This is a genomic window from Klebsiella sp. CN_Kp091 (genome assembly GCF_040065095.1).
Classification (GTDB): Bacteria; Pseudomonadota; Gammaproteobacteria; order Enterobacterales; family Enterobacteriaceae; genus Klebsiella; species Klebsiella aerogenes.
Genome location: NZ_JBEAIO010000010.1, coordinates 96,532 through 111,509, shown reverse-complemented (window position 1 = coordinate 111,509; position 14,978 = coordinate 96,532). Strand labels below are relative to the sequence as shown.

15 protein-coding genes are annotated in these 14,978 nt (G+C 54.9%); 9 read left to right on the top strand and 6 right to left on the bottom strand.

Features of this window, described 5'->3' with window-relative positions:
- Positions 1-129: 129 nt before the first annotated feature.
- Together lptG and lptF are read right to left on the bottom strand one after the other, a co-directional pair.
- Entirely contained in the window at positions 130-1,212 is a 1,083-nt protein-coding gene (lptG, locus tag ABLV17_RS10475) for an LPS export ABC transporter permease LptG (RefSeq protein WP_087858348.1), read from the bottom strand.
- Positions 1,212-2,309: an LPS export ABC transporter permease LptF gene (lptF, locus tag ABLV17_RS10470; RefSeq protein ID WP_213317475.1), complete on the bottom strand. Its 1,098-nt coding sequence runs from the start codon at positions 2,307-2,309 to the stop codon at positions 1,212-1,214. Before lptF ends, lptG begins: the two co-directional genes overlap by 1 nt.
- A gap of 390 nt (positions 2,310-2,699) precedes the next feature.
- On the opposite strand from lptF, the gene pepA reads away from it, so the two are divergent.
- The 3 genes from pepA (at position 2,700) to ABLV17_RS10455 (ending at position 7,631) form a co-directional block, all read left to right on the top strand.
- The gene (gene pepA / locus ABLV17_RS10465; RefSeq protein WP_008807121.1) at positions 2,700-4,211 is read left to right on the top strand and encodes a leucyl aminopeptidase; all 1,512 of its coding nucleotides are present in this window, start codon (positions 2,700-2,702) and stop codon (positions 4,209-4,211) included.
- Between the two features lie 121 nt (positions 4,212-4,332).
- Positions 4,333-4,776, top strand: a complete 444-nt coding sequence (holC, locus tag ABLV17_RS10460; protein ID WP_020079783.1) for a DNA polymerase III subunit chi — start codon at positions 4,333-4,335, stop codon at positions 4,774-4,776.
- Positions 4,776-7,631 carry a valine--tRNA ligase gene (locus ABLV17_RS10455; protein WP_308958158.1) on the top strand — a complete coding sequence of 952 codons (2,856 nt, stop codon included), beginning with the start codon at positions 4,776-4,778 and terminating at the stop codon, positions 7,629-7,631. The genes holC and ABLV17_RS10455 overlap by 1 nt, the downstream gene beginning before the upstream one ends.
- 46 nt (positions 7,632-7,677) lie before the next feature.
- Here ABLV17_RS10455 and ABLV17_RS10450 read toward each other — a convergent pair whose 3' ends face one another.
- Positions 7,678-8,874, bottom strand: coding sequence for a DUF898 family protein (locus ABLV17_RS10450; RefSeq protein ID WP_308958157.1), 1,197 nt, complete (start codon positions 8,872-8,874; stop codon positions 7,678-7,680).
- A 183-nt stretch (positions 8,875-9,057) separates the two neighbouring features.
- On the opposite strand from ABLV17_RS10450, the gene ABLV17_RS10445 reads away from it, so the two are divergent.
- Positions 9,058-9,561: a GNAT family N-acetyltransferase gene (locus tag ABLV17_RS10445; RefSeq protein WP_087858344.1), complete on the top strand. Its 504-nt coding sequence runs from the start codon at positions 9,058-9,060 to the stop codon at positions 9,559-9,561.
- Between the two features lie 224 nt (positions 9,562-9,785).
- Here ABLV17_RS10445 and miaE read toward each other — a convergent pair whose 3' ends face one another.
- A complete protein-coding gene (miaE, locus tag ABLV17_RS10440; RefSeq protein WP_087858343.1) occupies positions 9,786-10,550 on the bottom strand; it encodes a tRNA isopentenyl-2-thiomethyl-A-37 hydroxylase MiaE in 765 nt (254 codons plus the stop codon).
- Positions 10,551-10,621: 71 nt separating this feature from the next.
- Positions 10,622-11,047 (bottom strand): ribonuclease E inhibitor RraB, encoded by a 426-nt coding sequence (rraB, locus tag ABLV17_RS10435; RefSeq protein ID WP_015368550.1) that lies wholly within the window; start codon positions 11,045-11,047, stop codon positions 10,622-10,624.
- 163 nt (positions 11,048-11,210) lie between these two features.
- On the opposite strand from rraB, the gene argF reads away from it, so the two are divergent.
- Positions 11,211-12,215: an ornithine carbamoyltransferase gene (gene argF / locus ABLV17_RS10430; RefSeq protein ID WP_316425322.1), complete on the top strand. Its 1,005-nt coding sequence runs from the start codon at positions 11,211-11,213 to the stop codon at positions 12,213-12,215.
- Positions 12,216-12,271: 56 nt separating this feature from the next.
- Here argF and ABLV17_RS10425 read toward each other — a convergent pair whose 3' ends face one another.
- A complete protein-coding gene (locus ABLV17_RS10425) occupies positions 12,272-12,724 on the bottom strand; it encodes a YhcH/YjgK/YiaL family protein (RefSeq protein WP_348854234.1) in 453 nt (150 codons plus the stop codon).
- Between the two features lie 191 nt (positions 12,725-12,915).
- Between ABLV17_RS10425 and ABLV17_RS10420 the strand changes: the two genes are divergently transcribed.
- From ABLV17_RS10420 to ridA, 4 genes are all read left to right on the top strand, one after another.
- Complete coding sequence (locus ABLV17_RS10420; protein WP_020079785.1) at positions 12,916-13,023, top strand: pyrBI operon leader peptide; 108 nt, start codon at positions 12,916-12,918, stop codon at positions 13,021-13,023.
- Between the two features lie 36 nt (positions 13,024-13,059).
- The gene (pyrB, locus tag ABLV17_RS10415; protein ID WP_182015202.1) at positions 13,060-13,995 is read left to right on the top strand and encodes an aspartate carbamoyltransferase; all 936 of its coding nucleotides are present in this window, start codon (positions 13,060-13,062) and stop codon (positions 13,993-13,995) included.
- A gap of 13 nt (positions 13,996-14,008) precedes the next feature.
- Positions 14,009-14,470 carry an aspartate carbamoyltransferase regulatory subunit gene (gene pyrI / locus ABLV17_RS10410; protein ID WP_015368555.1) on the top strand — a complete coding sequence of 154 codons (462 nt, stop codon included), beginning with the start codon at positions 14,009-14,011 and terminating at the stop codon, positions 14,468-14,470.
- Between the two features lie 73 nt (positions 14,471-14,543).
- Positions 14,544-14,930 carry a 2-iminobutanoate/2-iminopropanoate deaminase gene (ridA, locus tag ABLV17_RS10405; protein WP_020079786.1) on the top strand — a complete coding sequence of 129 codons (387 nt, stop codon included), beginning with the start codon at positions 14,544-14,546 and terminating at the stop codon, positions 14,928-14,930.
- Positions 14,931-14,978 lie beyond the last annotated feature (48 nt).

The window sequence follows — 14,978 nt, the reverse complement described above, 5'->3', positions numbered from 1 at the left end:
CCCCGGATTGCGGCGCGCTGCGTCCGATCCGGGCGACAACAATACAGGGCATTACACTGCGGATCGCCACTCAAACCGCGGGCACAAAAAACCCAGCGTTACTTGCGCTTGGCCGGGTCATTTATCGAACTACGCTTTTCTCATCATCAGCCAAAGGCTTATCAGGAAGAAGCTTGCGCTTGGCAGCAGCGCGCCGATTATCGGCGGTATGCCGTAAACCAATGTTAGCGGGCCAAATATCTGGTCGAGTACGTAAAAGATAAAGCCGAAGCTAATCCCGGTAACGACTCTCACGCCCATTGCCACGCTCCGCAGGGGACCAAAGATGAACGACAGCGCCATCAGCATCATCACGGCCACCGACAGCGGCTGGAAGATTTTGCTCCACATGTTGAGCTGGTAACGGCCAGGATCCTGGCCGCTGGACTTCAGATAGGTCACATAGTTATGCAGGCCGCTGATTGATAGCGCGTCCGGATCCAGCGCAACCACGCCGAGTTTGTCCGGCGTCAGTTTGGTCTTCCAGGTTCCGCTGACCATTTGCGTGCCGGTAACCTGTTTCGGATCGGTCAGATTAGATTCATCCACCTGCGACAGGCGCCAGATCTTGGCGTCATTATCAAACTTAGCGGAAGCGGCGTAACGAACAGATTGCAGACGACGGTTATCGTTAAACTGGTAGATGCTCACCCCGCCCAACTCATCGTTACCCTTTACGCGTTCAATGTAGACAAAATTATGCCCGTCTTTCGCCCACAACCCCTGCTGGGTCGACAGCAGCGAACCGCCGTACATCTGCTGCGCACGGTAGTTACGCGCCATCTGTTCGCCCTGCGGCGCCACCCATTCACCCATCGCCATGGTCAACAACACCAGCGGGATCGCCGTTTTCATCACCGCCAGCGCCACCTGCATACGGGTAAAGCCGGAAGCCTGCATCACCACCAGTTCGCTGCGCTGCGCCAGCATACCCAGCCCCAGCAAAGCCCCAAGCAGGGCCGCCATTGGGAAGAAGATTTGCACATCTTTTGGCACGCTGAGAATGGTATAGAGTCCTGCTCCCAGCGCATCATAGCTGCCCTGCCCGGCTTTTTTTAGCTGGTCGACAAACTTAATAATGCCGGAGAGCGACACCAGCATGAACAGCGTCATCATGATGGTGTTGAAAATGGTTTTACCGATATAGCGGTCAAGTACGCCAAACGCCTGCATCACACCGCTCCTTTATTAAACCGGGCACGGAAACGACGCATCGGCACCGTATCCCACAGGTTAAGCAGCACCGCCAGCGCGAAGTAGAGCAGGTTCACGCCCCACATCCAGATGGCGGGGTCCATTTTGCCTTTACCCGCGTTCGATTTGATCGACGTTTGCAGCAGGAAGAACACCAGATACAGCAGCATCGCCGGCAGCATAGACAGCACGCGGCCCTGACGCGGGTTCACCACGCTGAGCGGGACAACCATCAGCGCCATCATGAACACCGCCGCCACCAGCGTAAATCGCCAGTGCAGCTCGGCGCGGGCGCGATCGGTGTCGGTATGCCACAGGGTGCGCATATTCATCTGTTCAGTGTCGCCAGGATCGGCCGCTACCGCCTGATGGCCAATAACCGCCTGATAGTTTTTGAAGTCGGTAATACGGAAATCGCGCAGCATCGCCGTGCCTTCAAAACGCGTCCCTTGAGTCATCGTGACCACCTGGGAGCCGTCTTTTTTCTGCGACAGCTCGCCGGAATCCGCAACCACCACGGAAGGACGCGCGTTGCCTTTAGGCCTCAGTTGCGCCAGGAACACGTCGTTGAAGCGGTTACCGTTGACGTTTTCGATAAACAACACCGCGCTGCCGTCGCTGGCCTGCTGGAACTGGCCCTGAGCCAGCGCCGCCATTCCGGGGTTAGCTTTGGCTTCCGCCAGCACTTCGTCCTGATGGCGCGACGACCACGGCCCCGCCCACATCACGTTGACCGCCGCGACAGCGCCGGTAAACAGGGCAAGGATCATTGCCGCCTTAATCAATACGGCTTTACTCAAGCCGCAGGCGTGCATCACCGTAATTTCACTTTCGGTATACAGTTTGCCCAGCGTCATCAACAACCCGAGGAAAAGACTCAGGGGCAGAATGAGCTGCGCCATTTCCGGTACGCCCAGCCCTAACAGCGAGAGCACCAGGTTGGTCGGGATATCGCCATCTACCGCGGCGCCGAGGATCCTGACGAGTTTCTGACAGAAGAAAATCAGTAACAGGATGAATAGGATCGCCAACTGGCTTTTCAGCGTCTCACGAACCAGATATCTTATGATTATCACTATAAATACGCCCGTAAAAACCCGTCTTATTGCAGGAAAATTGCTTGTTTCATGGCTTAAACGTCATTTATTCTCTTTTGTCGTCGAAAACATCGCTAAGATTAAATGACTCATCGGTTCTGCGTATCAGGATCTTTTCTGACGAACCAAGGCCGTAATAACGTTAAGATTAACACGAAGTCACCGCAACAGCGGACATGAGTTACGAAAGCTTGCAATTATATACTCAATGGATTTCGAGTTGTAGAAAGGCGGCAGGACTGTGAAGCCCCAAAGCGGCATCAGCCAGCGTCAGGGGTAAGCAGGCGTAGCCAACGCATCTGCAACTGGAAAGGCGACGAGTATAGCCGTAGCCACCACTGTTGTCTTTAAGATTCAGGAGCATAGTGCATGGAGTTCAGTGTAAAAAGCGGTAGCCCGGAGAAGCAGCGGAGTGCCTGTATCGTGGTCGGCGTCTTCGAACCACGTCGCCTCTCCCCCATCGCCGAACAACTCGATAAAATCAGCGACGGTTACATCAGCGCCCTGCTGCGTCGCGGCGAGCTCGAAGGCAAGCCTGGCCAGACCTTGTTACTGCACCATGTGCCGAACATCCTGTCTGAGCGCATTCTGCTCATCGGCTGTGGTAAAGAGCGCGAACTGGATGAACGTCAGTATAAACAAGTTATTCAGAAAACCATTAATACTCTGAATGACACTGGCTCGATGGAAGCCGTCTGCTTCCTGACCGAACTGCACGTTAAAGGGCGCAACAACTACTGGAAAGTTCGCCAGGCCGTTGAAACCGCCAAAGAGACGCTGTACAGCTTCGATCAGTTGAAGACCAACAAAAGCGAGCCGCGTCGTCCGCTGCGTAAAATGGTCTTTAACGTGCCGACCCGCCGCGAGCTCACCAGCGGCGAACGCGCCATTCAGCATGGCCTGGCGATTGCCGCCGGCATCAAAGCGGCGAAAGATCTCGGCAACATGCCGCCGAATATCTGTAACGCGGCTTATCTGGCTTCCCAGGCGCGCCAGCTGGCTGACACCTACAGCAAGAACGTCATCACCCGCGTGATCGGCGAGCAGCAGATGCGCGAGCTGGGGATGAACTCCTATCTTGCCGTCGGCAACGGCTCGCAGAACGAGTCGCTGATGTCGGTCATCGAGTATAAAGGCAACCCGTCTGAAGACGCGCGCCCTATCGTGCTGGTCGGTAAAGGCCTGACCTTCGACTCCGGCGGTATCTCCATCAAGCCTGCCGAAGGCATGGACGAGATGAAGTACGACATGTGCGGCGCGGCGGCGGTTTACGGCGTAATGCGAATGGTTGCCGAGCTGCAGCTGCCGCTGAACGTCATCGGCGTGCTGGCGGGCTGTGAAAACATGCCTGGCGGTCGCGCGTATCGCCCAGGCGATGTTCTGACCACCATGTCCGGACAAACCGTTGAAGTGCTGAATACCGATGCCGAAGGCCGTCTGGTGCTGTGCGACGTGCTGACCTACGTTGAGCGCTTCGAGCCGGAAGCGGTTATCGACGTTGCGACGCTGACCGGCGCCTGCGTGATTGCCCTCGGCCATCACATCACCGGCCTGATGTCGAACCATAATCCGCTGGCTCATGAGCTGATCGGCGCCTCCGAACTGGCCGGCGACCGCGCATGGCGTCTGCCGCTGGCCGACGAGTTCCAGGATCAGCTGGAGTCCAACTTTGCGGATATGGCCAACATCGGCGGCCGTCCTGGCGGCGCGATTACCGCTGGCTGCTTCCTGTCACGCTTCACCCGCAAGTACAACTGGGCGCACCTCGACATCGCCGGTACCGCCTGGCGTTCCGGGAAGGCCAAAGGCGCGACCGGCCGCCCGGTGGCGCTGTTATCGCAGTTCCTGCTCAATCGTGCGGGTTTTAACGGCGAAGAGTGATTGCCGTCTGATGCCCGGTGGCGCTACGCTTACCGGGCCGACGGAAAGATGCCGTTTGTAGGCCGGGTAAGCGTAGCGCCACCCGGCTTTGCATTTAAATCCACAACAAGAAGCCCCATATATGAAAAACGCAACGTTCTATCTTCTGGACAACGAAGACACCGTCGACGAGCTCAGCGCCGTCGAACAGCTGGTGTGCGAAATTGCCGCAGAACGTTGGCGCAACGGCAAGCGCGTACTGATCGCCTGTGAAGATGAACAGCAGGCTATTCGCCTCGACGAAGCGCTGTGGACGCGTCCTCCGGAGAGCTTTGTGCCGCATAATCTGGCGGGCGAAGGCCCGAGAGGCGGCGCGCCGGTGGAAATTGCCTGGCCGCAAAAGCGCAACAGCAGTCCGCGGGATATTCTTATCAGCCTGCGGCTAAACTTTGCAGATTTTGCCACCGCTTTCACAGAAGTGATAGACTTTGTCCCTTACGAAGATTCTTTGAAACAACTGGCGCGCGAACGCTATAAAGCGTACCGCATGGCTGGTTTCAACCTGAACACGGCAACCTGGAAATAATGGAAAAGACATACAACCCACAAGATATCGAACAGCCGCTTTACGAGCACTGGGAAAAGCAGGGCTATTTCAAACCGAATGGTGATGAAAGCCAGGAGAGCTTCTGCATCATGATCCCGCCGCCGAACGTCACCGGCAGTTTGCATATGGGTCATGCCTTCCAGCAAACCATCATGGATACCATGATTCGTTACCAGCGCATGCAGGGTAAAAACACCCTGTGGCAGGCCGGTACCGACCACGCGGGTATCGCTACCCAAATGGTGGTTGAGCGTAAGATTGCCGCTGAAGAAGGTAAAACCCGCCACGACTACGGCCGCGATGCTTTCATCGACAAAATCTGGCAGTGGAAAGCGGAATCCGGCGGCACCATTACCCGTCAGATGCGCCGCCTCGGCAACTCCGTCGACTGGGAGCGCGAGCGCTTCACGATGGATGAAGGCCTGTCCAACGCGGTGAAAGAAGTCTTCGTTCGCCTGTACAAAGAAGACCTGATTTATCGCGGCAAGCGCCTGGTCAACTGGGACCCGAAACTGCGTACCGCCATTTCCGACCTCGAAGTGGAAAACCGCGAATCGAAAGGGTCCATGTGGCACATTCGCTATCCGCTGGCCGATGGCGCGAAAACCGCTGACGGTAAAGATTACCTGGTGGTCGCCACCACCCGTCCGGAAACCCTGCTGGGCGATACCGGCGTGGCCGTTAACCCGGAAGATCCGCGTTACAAAGACCTGATTGGTAAGTTCGTAGTGCTGCCGCTGGTTAACCGCCGCATTCCGATTGTTGGCGACGAACACGCCGACATGGAAAAAGGCACCGGCTGCGTGAAAATCACCCCGGCGCACGACTTTAACGACTACGAAGTTGGCCGCCGTCATCAGCTGCCGATGATTAATATTTTGACCTTTGATGGCGACATCCGCGAAAGCGCGGAAGTTTACGATACCAAAGGCAACGAATCCGACGTTTATTCCAACGAGATCCCGGCTGAATTCCAGAAGATGGAACGTTTTGCCGCGCGTAAAGCGATGGTTGCCGCCGTCGACGCGCTGGGCCTGCTGGAAGAGATCAAACCGCACGACCTGACCGTGCCTTACGGCGACCGCGGCGGCGTGGTTATCGAACCGATGCTGACCGACCAGTGGTACGTACGTGCAGACGTGCTGGCCAAGCCGGCAGTCGAAGCCGTTGAGAATGGCGACATTCAGTTCGTGCCGAAGCAGTACGAAAACATGTACTTCTCCTGGATGCGCGATATTCAGGACTGGTGTATTTCCCGTCAGCTGTGGTGGGGTCACCGCATCCCGGCATGGTATGACAACGACGGCAACGTCTACGTTGGCCGCACCGAAGACGAAGTGCGTCAGGAAAACAACCTGAGCGCCGACGTTGCCCTGCGTCAGGACGAAGACGTTCTGGATACCTGGTTCTCTTCCGCGCTGTGGACCTTCTCCACCCTCGGCTGGCCGGAAAACACCGACGCGCTGCGTCAGTTCCACCCGACCAGCGTGATGGTGTCCGGCTTCGACATCATCTTCTTCTGGATTGCCCGCATGATCATGATGACCATGCACTTCATCAAAGATGAAAACGGCAAGCCGCAGGTTCCGTTTAAGACCGTCTACATGACCGGCCTTATCCGCGACGACGAAGGCCAGAAGATGTCCAAATCCAAGGGTAACGTTATTGACCCGCTGGATATGGTTGACGGTATCACCCTGCCGGAGCTGCTGGAAAAACGTACCGGCAACATGATGCAGCCTCAGCTGGCGGAAAAAATCCGTAAGCGCACCGAGAAACAGTTCCCGAACGGCATCGAGCCACACGGCACTGACGCCCTGCGCTTTACCCTGGCGGCGCTGGCTTCTACCGGCCGCGACATCAACTGGGATATGAAGCGCCTTGAAGGTTACCGTAACTTCTGCAACAAACTGTGGAACGCCAGCCGCTTCGTACTGATGAATACCGAAGATCAGGATTGCGGTTTCAACGGCGGCGAGATGGTGCTGTCCCTGGCCGACCGCTGGATCCTGGCTGAATTCAACCAGACCGTGAAAGCGTACCGCGAAGCGCTGGATAACTTCCGCTTCGATATCGCCGCGGGCATCCTGTATGAGTTTACCTGGAATCAGTTCTGCGACTGGTACCTTGAACTGACCAAGCCGGTCATGAACGGTGGCAGCGAAGCGGAGCTGCGCGGGACTCGCCATACTCTGGTGACCGTGCTGGAAGGTCTGCTGCGCCTGGCGCACCCGATTATTCCTTTCATCACCGAGACCATCTGGCAGCGCGTGAAAGTAATCTGCGGTATCACCGCCGATACCATCATGCTGCAGCCGTTCCCGCAGTACGAGGCTTCTCAGGTTGATGAAGCGGCGCTGGCCGACACCGAATGGCTGAAGCAGGCGATCGTCGCCGTACGTAACATCCGTGCGGAGATGAACATTGCGCCAGGTAAACCGCTGGAACTGCTGCTGCGCGGCTGCAGCAAAGATGCCGAGCGTCGTGTTAACGACAACCGCAGCTTCCTGCTGAACCTGGCGCGTCTGGAAAGCATCACCGTGCTGCCTGCCGATGATAAAGGTCCGGTTTCCGTGACCAAGATTATCGACGGCGCCGAGCTGCTGATCCCAATGGCGGGCCTTATCGACAAAGAAGCCGAGCTGGCGCGTCTGGCAAAAGAAGTGGCGAAAGTCGAAGCGGAAATCGGACGTATCGAAAGCAAGCTGTCCAACGAAGGCTTTGTGGCCCGCGCGCCGGAAGCGGTAATCGCCAAAGAGCGTGAGAAGCTGGAAGGCTACGCGGAAGCGAAAGCGAAACTGATTGAACAGCAGGCAGTGATCGCCGCGCTGTAAAAACTCGCGATAGAAAAAAGCCGGAGCTTGCTCCGGCTTTTTTACATTATAAGAACGGCAGGTTAGGTAAAAAACCGCTGCACAATTTACCAGCTACTGGCGGCTTACAGGCCTCATCTTGCTGCAGGTCGAGCGTTTCAAAGTCACCAATCACCTCAGTGTTGGCGGCAATATAGCGCATCAAATTAATCTTTAACCAGGGATACGCCAGACCCAATGTCAGCGGAGAAAGAAACGTCAGAGCCAATAAACGCGGAGCAAGTCCAAAAAACGTCAGGGTAGAACGAAAACGAATGCTGTCGCCAAGCACCAGATTATTCCACGCGTGATTACGTAAGGCCACCCGGATAAATGCCATGGCTAATACGATACCAATGGTGAGAGATAAATATCCACTCAATACCGCACTAAGATGCCGCAATGCCATAAACAGCGCTGTATTTTCATTACACATGCCGAACATACATCCTGTGAAAAATTGCATAAATGCGGAAATGAAAAAACCCAAAAACAGCACCATAAACGGCAACAAAATTACCGTTGCCCATAAAAACGCCACGATGCAACGCTTCGTGCTGATATAAATATTAAATTTAGTTTTACCTAAGTTTCCGCCTTTGCCGATCAGCTCAAGCCAGTGACTGTAAACCACCCCACTGGCGGCGGCCATGACACACAGTGCCAGTAAAAGCAGGGCAACGAAACCCACTAACATGCCATTTATGCTAAAACCTAACCAGAGACGGCTTCCGGGAATGAAGAGGATAACCGCCATTAGCACGACTATCAGCAAAGGTAACCCGAGCATAATCCACCATGCGCGCAGTAGATTACATTTAAACCCAAAACGAATATTAGCGAATGAGGTCATATTCGCGTGATAGCTTAACCCCTTCATTACCATGACCGGCAGCAGGATAAGAAATGCCAGCGTCTCGAGCCCTTCACTACCGGGAGAGAAAATGGCAAGCGCCAGACTAAGTAAAACCAGCACGATAAACATCAGCAGCCAGCTAAGTAAAATCGTGAAACCGCGCCCGTGGTAAGCAAAACGGTTACCGTTAACTTCCATATTTTCACAAAAATAACGGCGACTACGTACCCATGCCCAGGGAATGAATATCCCTAAAGTAATTACAGACAGTATAATATTAACCAAACAAATAAAAAAATAACTCTTTGCCCGACCGTGAAAAACAAAAAAATGACTACTACTTTGTTTTTCCCCTGAAAAAACCTCCATACCTCGCCGTCCTTGCATTTTAAAGTATATATATAAATAATAAGCCAGAATAATTGTCATTAAACATACAGAATATATTATCTGGAAATTACCCAGCAATATATTTATGCACGTCTTGCGTCGATCAAAGAATAATGGTATTAAAACAATGTATGGTTATTTAAGCTAAAATTGAGTGATTCTATGAATCTTGCTGCGCCACAGACCTTTACTTTACGCCGCATTACGGCGGCAGATAATGCCGCCATCGCCCGAGTTATCCGCCAGGTCTCAGCGGAATACGGCCTGACCGCCGATAAAGGCTATACGGTCGCTGACCCCAACCTGGATGAACTGTACGAACTTTATAGCCAACCGGGCTCCGCCTATTGGGTTGTGGAGCAAAATGGCGAAGTGGTCGGCGGCGGCGGCGTGGCGGCGCTCTCATGTAGCGAGTCCGATATCTGTGAGCTGCAGAAAATGTACTTTATGACCTCGGCGCGCGGCAAAGGGCTGGCGAAAAAGCTGGCGCTGATGGCGATGGATTACGCTCGCGAACAGGGTTTTAAACGCTGCTATCTGGAGACCACCGCTTTTTTGAAAGAAGCGATTGCCCTTTATGAGCATCTCGGCTTTGAGCATATCGACGAGCCGCTGGGCTGCACCGGCCACGTCGATTGCGAAGTACGAATGTTGAAACCGCTGTAACGCCTTGATAGCGCTACCGGGGCTACAGTTCGGTAGCCCGGCTAAGCGTAGCGCTAGCCGGGGGATGTCCCGGGCTCGCGGTGCCGTTTTTTTTGTCGGGTGGCGGCTAACGCCTTACCCGACCTACGGCCCGTACCATTACGAGCTTAAGCTCTCAACGCTATCTCTCCCCATGACTACTGGAACTGCCGGTGTTAGTGGCTACAGAGTCCGGAAACCGCGGGCTACGGCGCCGTCGGTACGCCGCTGTGGAAGCGGAACTCAGACTCCGGGCGGAGAATCAATGCCGCTTCCGCCTCGCCAAGCTGGCGTACGCGCTCGCTGATATCTTCCCCCGCTATCTGCTGCGCCAGGTCCAGGTAATCCTGATAATGACGGGCCTCGGAGCGCAGCAACGACAGATAAAACTTCTGGAGATCATCATCCAGCCACGGCGCCAGCGCGGCAAACCGCTCGCAGGAGCGCGCTTCGATATAAGCGCCGCAAATCAGCTTATCGATCAGCATCACCGGCTCGTGCGATCGCACCTCCCGGCGCATACCGCGGGCATAGTTGCTGGCGGTGATTTTGACGTAAGGGATATCTCGCGCCAGCATGATCTCGCGCACCTGCCAGAAGTGGTGCAGCTCCTCTTTGATAAGCAGAATCATGCTGTCGAGCAACTGTCTGCCCCACGGGTCGTTGGTTCGCGGCATAGCGCTTTTGTTGATCCGCTTATGCAGAGCGACAAAATCCGGCTCCGGCCCACGGCGATAGGTAAAGTCTTCGTACGGTTTCAGGCATTCCAACAGCTCGTCGGCGCCGTCTTTATCGGCGACGTAGCGGCGCACCAGCAGCATGGCGTTTTGCGCCGCTTTCAGCTCGCATACCATGTGGTCGGTCAGCAGCAGCGGCAGGTTTTCCGGTTTACGGGCTTCGTCAATCCACGCCTGCGGCGTTGGGCAGTGCAGGAATGCTAAAATCGGGGAGAGTATTTGCGGGTAATCCATTGAAGCTCCAGGCTATACCCTAATCAGGACGGGTATATACGGCGGCAGACGCCGCCGTATCCGTTGACGACTTAGTGGCGTACGCCGTTGTCGTCTTCGTCAATTAAATCTTCGTCATCTTCGCCGTCATCGTCTTCGCCGTTCGGGTCTTCGTAATAGGTACCCCAACCGTCGTACTCGACGTTGAATTTTTCCGCCAGGTTCATCAGCTGTTCAACCTGGGCGTCGATCAGATCGGCGTTGAGCGCGCTTTCGCTCAGAATATCGCAGCAGATCACCACTTCGCCTTCTTCGACTTCCAGCTCTTCCGGCTCGGTGACTTCATAACCCATCTTGAAGGCCTCTACCGCCACTTTTTCCAACGTTTCGAAATCGTCGGCAGAGAGATGATGCTCAATGGTATACAGCGCGTCCGGATCGCTGCCATCTTCCAGCAGCTCTTCGATAATCAGACGCGTTTCCTCACGCTGCTCTTCCAGTAGTTCCGGGTTTGCCATGGCTCGTTCCTCATAATGTGCGGCAGATACTCCTATTGTCACATACCGCCGTGATTGCCTCCACCTTCTGTGTAAAAGATTTCTTACTCGGGGTTGCAAATGAATATTCATACATATAAAGTGAATTTTAATTCAATAGTGGCGTTTGCCAGGTGAGGGAATTATGTCCGCGTTATATCAGAAGCATTTCTTGAGATTACTGGATTTCACTGCTGCAGAAATTACCGGCCTTGTCGCTCTGGCCGCGCAATTAAAAGCCGATAAGAAAAACGGCATCGAGGCCCAGAAACTAAAGGGCAAAAACATCGCGCTCATCTTCGAAAAAGACTCAACCCGTACACGATGCTCTTTCGAAGTTGCCGCTTACGACCAGGGCGCCCGCGTGACCTATCTCGGATCCAGCGGTAGCCAGATCGGCCACAAAGAATCCATGAAAGATACCGCCCGCGTGCTGGGCCGCATGTATGACGGTATTCAATATCGCGGCTACGGCCAGGAGCTGGTAGAAACCCTGGCGGAGTATGCCGGCGTGCCGGTGTGGAACGGCCTGACCGATGAATTCCACCCGACGCAACTCCTGGCCGACCTGCTGACCATGCAAGAGCACCTGCCGGGTAAGGCATTTAATGAAATGACGCTGGTCTACGCCGGCGACGCGCGTAACAACATGGGTAACTCCATGCTGGAAGCCGCCGCGCTGACCGGGCTGGACCTGCGCCTGGTGGCGCCAAAAGCCTGCTGGCCGGAAGAGGGTTTAGTGGCGGAATGCACTGCGCTGGCGAAAAAGCACGGCGGCAATATTACCCTGACGGAAGATATCGCCGCGGGCGTAAAAGGCGCTGATTTCATTTATACCGACGTGTGGGTGTCGATGGGCGAGGCGAAAGAGAAATGGGCGGAGCGTATCGCCCTGCTGCGCGGTTACCAGGTGAATAAAACCATGCTGCAATTGACCGGCAACCCGCAGGTGAAATTCCTGCATTGTCTGCCCGCGTTCCACGATGACCAGACCATTCTCGGCAAACAGATGGCGGCGGAGTATGGACTGCACGGCGGTATGGAAGTGACCGATGAAGTCTTTGAATCCCCAGCGAGCATCGTCTTCGATCAGGCGGAAAACCGTATGCACACCATCAAAGCGGTGATGGTGGCGACGCTTGGAAAATAACCATTAATCACGGTAGATTCCCGGATAACGCGCTACGCGTATCCGGGCTACCCGTTTTAAGCCATCAACACCTTCACCACTGCTTTGCGCACCTTCGCCGGCGCCCCGACGGCACAGAGCGGTTTATGCACTTCGCCTGGATAAAACACCACAAAATCGCCCTCGTTAAGGATAACGGTTTTCTCCTGCGCGCCCTCGGCGAGGAAGGCGATGTCTTTGTCCGCCAGCCAGTCAATCTGCGGCTCGCCTGCCGGTAAGGTGCTGAAAGTCATCCCTTCCTGACCGCGAAGTACAATCTGGATATCCAGATAGCGGGCGTGAAACTCGGCGCGACGTTCGGCCTGCGGTTCGGTGCTGTCTTCAGAAATCAGATAGAACAGATTATTACCGTCGATGTCGTGCTTGCCGAGCGGCGTCGATTCGCTAACGTGGGCTTTAACATGCTCAATCGCCTGACGCAGCGCGTCCGGCAGCCAGGATTGCAGATGATGAATGTTGCCGATAATCATAAGAGCCCTCAAATGTAAAACAGCTTTTCATTTTGGTTTTATACGCCGCTTACCACTGCCAGACCACATTTTTATCGCGGTTTTTTGCGCTGGCTCAGCCTTCGCAGGCAAACGTTTCCCTGATTGTGGATTAATCGCTTGATTGCTCATCAAAGCTGCGTATAATGCCAGCCGTTTTGCCGGGAGGAAATATGGTCAATTGCGTACGACATTGCTGTGTCTTACCGCGTCTGAAAGCAGGCGCTGGCCTGGCGTTTTTCTTTCCGTTGCTCAATGAATTCTCGAAGCCCCTTATTTAAGGGGCTTTTTTTTTGCTCAGGCGTCAGGAGATAAGCATGGCTAACCCGCTATATCAAAAACATATCATTTCCATAAACGATCTCAGCCGCGAAGACCTCGAACTGGTGCTGGCGACGGCCGCAAAGCTGAAAGCCAATCCGCAACCCGAGCTGCTGAAGCATAAGGTTATCGCCAGCTGTTTCTTTGAAGCCTCCACCCGTACTCGCCTCTCTTTTGAAACCTCCATGCACCGCCTCGGCGCCAGCGTGGTCGGCTTCTCCGACAGCAGCAACACCTCGCTCGGTAAGAAAGGCGAAACCCTGGCCGACACCATTTCGGTGATCAGCACCTACGTCGACGCTATCGTGATGCGCCATCCGCAAGAAGGCGCCGCGCGTCTGGCAACCGAGTTCTCCGGCGGCGTACCGATTCTCAACGCCGGCGACGGCGCCAATCAGCATCCGACACAAACCCTGCTCGACCTGTTCACCATTCAGGAAACTCAGGGCCGCCTTGAGAACCTCAATGTCGCGATGGTCGGCGACCTGAAATATGGCCGTACCGTACACTCGCTGACCCAGGCGCTGGCGAAATTCAACGGCAACCGCTTTTACTTCATCGCCCCGGACGCGCTGGCGATGCCGCAGTACATTCTCGATATGCTGGATGAAAAAGGCATCGCCTGGAGCCTGCATAGCGCCATCGACGAAGTAATGGCTGAGGTCGATATTCTGTATATGACTCGCGTGCAGAAAGAGCGCCTGGATCCATCGGAATACGCCAACGTGAAGGCGCAGTTCGTGCTGCGGGCCGCGGATCTCGAAGGCGCGCGCGCCAATATGAAAGTGCTGCACCCGCTGCCGCGCGTTGATGAAATCACCACCGATGTCGATAAAACGCCGCACGCCTGGTACTTCCAGCAGGCCGGCAACGGCATCTTCGCCCGCCAGGCGTTACTGGCACTGGTATTGAATAGCGAGCTGGCACAGTAAGGGGGATTGAGAGATGACACACGACAATAAACTGCAAGTAGAAGCCATTAAACGCGGCACCGTAATCGACCATATCCCGGCCCAGGTCGGCTTCAAGTTGTTGACCCTGTTCAAGCTGACCGAAACCGACCAGCGCATCACCATCGGCCTGAACCTGCCGTCCGGCGAGATGGGCCGTAAAGATTTGATTAAAATTGAGAACACCTTCCTGACCGATGAGCAGGTCAATCAGCTGGCGCTGTATGCGCCGGACGCAACGGTTAACCGTATTGATGATTACGAAGTGGTGGGCAAATCCCGCCCGAGCCTGCCTGAGCGCATCAACAGCGTGCTGGTCTGTCCGAACAGCAACTGCATCAGTCACGCTGAGCCGGTTTCGTCGAGTTTCGCAGTGAAAAAACGCGCCGATGACATTGCACTCAAATGCAAATACTGTGAAAAAGAGTTTTCCCATTATGTGGTGCTGGCCAACTAATTGCGGTTGGTATTAATACCGGCCCTCCCTATAATGGCTACGACCTAATTACTGCAGTTCATCTGGAGATATTATGAGCAAAACTATTGCGACGGAAAAGGCACCAGCAGCTATTGGCCCTTATGTACAAGGCGTTGATCTGGGTAGCATGATCATCACTTCCGGCCAGATCCCAGTAGACCCGAAAACCGGCAGCGTGCCGGAAGATGTCGCCGCGCAGGCGCGTCAGTCCCTGGACAACGTAAAAGCTATCGTTGAAGCCGCTGGCCTGAAAGTGGGCGATATCGTGAAAACCACCGTTTTCGTGAAAGATCTGAACGATTTCGCCACCGTGAATGCCGCGTATGAAGCGTTCTTCACCGAGCATAACGCCACTTTCCCGGCGCGTTCCTGCGTAGAAGTCGCGCGTCTGCCGAAAGACGTGAAGATTGAGATTGAAGCTATCGCGATCCGTCGCTAAGCGCTTCTCTGCCCTCACCCCAGGCGCTTGCGTCATCCACGGGGTGAG

Bases quoted from the DNA above. Each gene is read 5' to 3' on its own strand.
- argF (WP_316425322.1), top strand. From the start codon at position 11,211: ATGTCCGCGTTATATCAGAAGCATTTCTTGAGATTACTGGATTTCACT.
- ABLV17_RS10450 (WP_308958157.1), bottom strand. From the start codon at position 8,874: ATGGAGGTTTTTTCAGGGGAAAAACAAAGTAGTAGTCATTTTTTTGTT.
- holC (WP_020079783.1), top strand. From the start codon at position 4,333: ATGAAAAACGCAACGTTCTATCTTCTGGACAACGAAGACACCGTCGAC.
- ABLV17_RS10445 (WP_087858344.1), top strand. From the start codon at position 9,058: ATGAATCTTGCTGCGCCACAGACCTTTACTTTACGCCGCATTACGGCG.
- pyrB (WP_182015202.1), top strand. From the start codon at position 13,060: ATGGCTAACCCGCTATATCAAAAACATATCATTTCCATAAACGATCTC.
- ridA (WP_020079786.1), top strand. From the start codon at position 14,544: ATGAGCAAAACTATTGCGACGGAAAAGGCACCAGCAGCTATTGGCCCT.
- rraB (WP_015368550.1), bottom strand. From the start codon at position 11,047: ATGGCAAACCCGGAACTACTGGAAGAGCAGCGTGAGGAAACGCGTCTG.
- pepA (WP_008807121.1), top strand. From the start codon at position 2,700: ATGGAGTTCAGTGTAAAAAGCGGTAGCCCGGAGAAGCAGCGGAGTGCC.
- lptG (WP_087858348.1), bottom strand. From the start codon at position 1,212: ATGCAGGCGTTTGGCGTACTTGACCGCTATATCGGTAAAACCATTTTC.
- miaE (WP_087858343.1), bottom strand. From the start codon at position 10,550: ATGGATTACCCGCAAATACTCTCCCCGATTTTAGCATTCCTGCACTGC.
- ABLV17_RS10425 (WP_348854234.1), bottom strand. From the start codon at position 12,724: ATGATTATCGGCAACATTCATCATCTGCAATCCTGGCTGCCGGACGCG.
- pyrI (WP_015368555.1), top strand. From the start codon at position 14,009: ATGACACACGACAATAAACTGCAAGTAGAAGCCATTAAACGCGGCACC.
- ABLV17_RS10455 (WP_308958158.1), top strand. From the start codon at position 4,776: ATGGAAAAGACATACAACCCACAAGATATCGAACAGCCGCTTTACGAG.
- ABLV17_RS10420 (WP_020079785.1), top strand. From the start codon at position 12,916: ATGGTCAATTGCGTACGACATTGCTGTGTCTTACCGCGTCTGAAAGCA.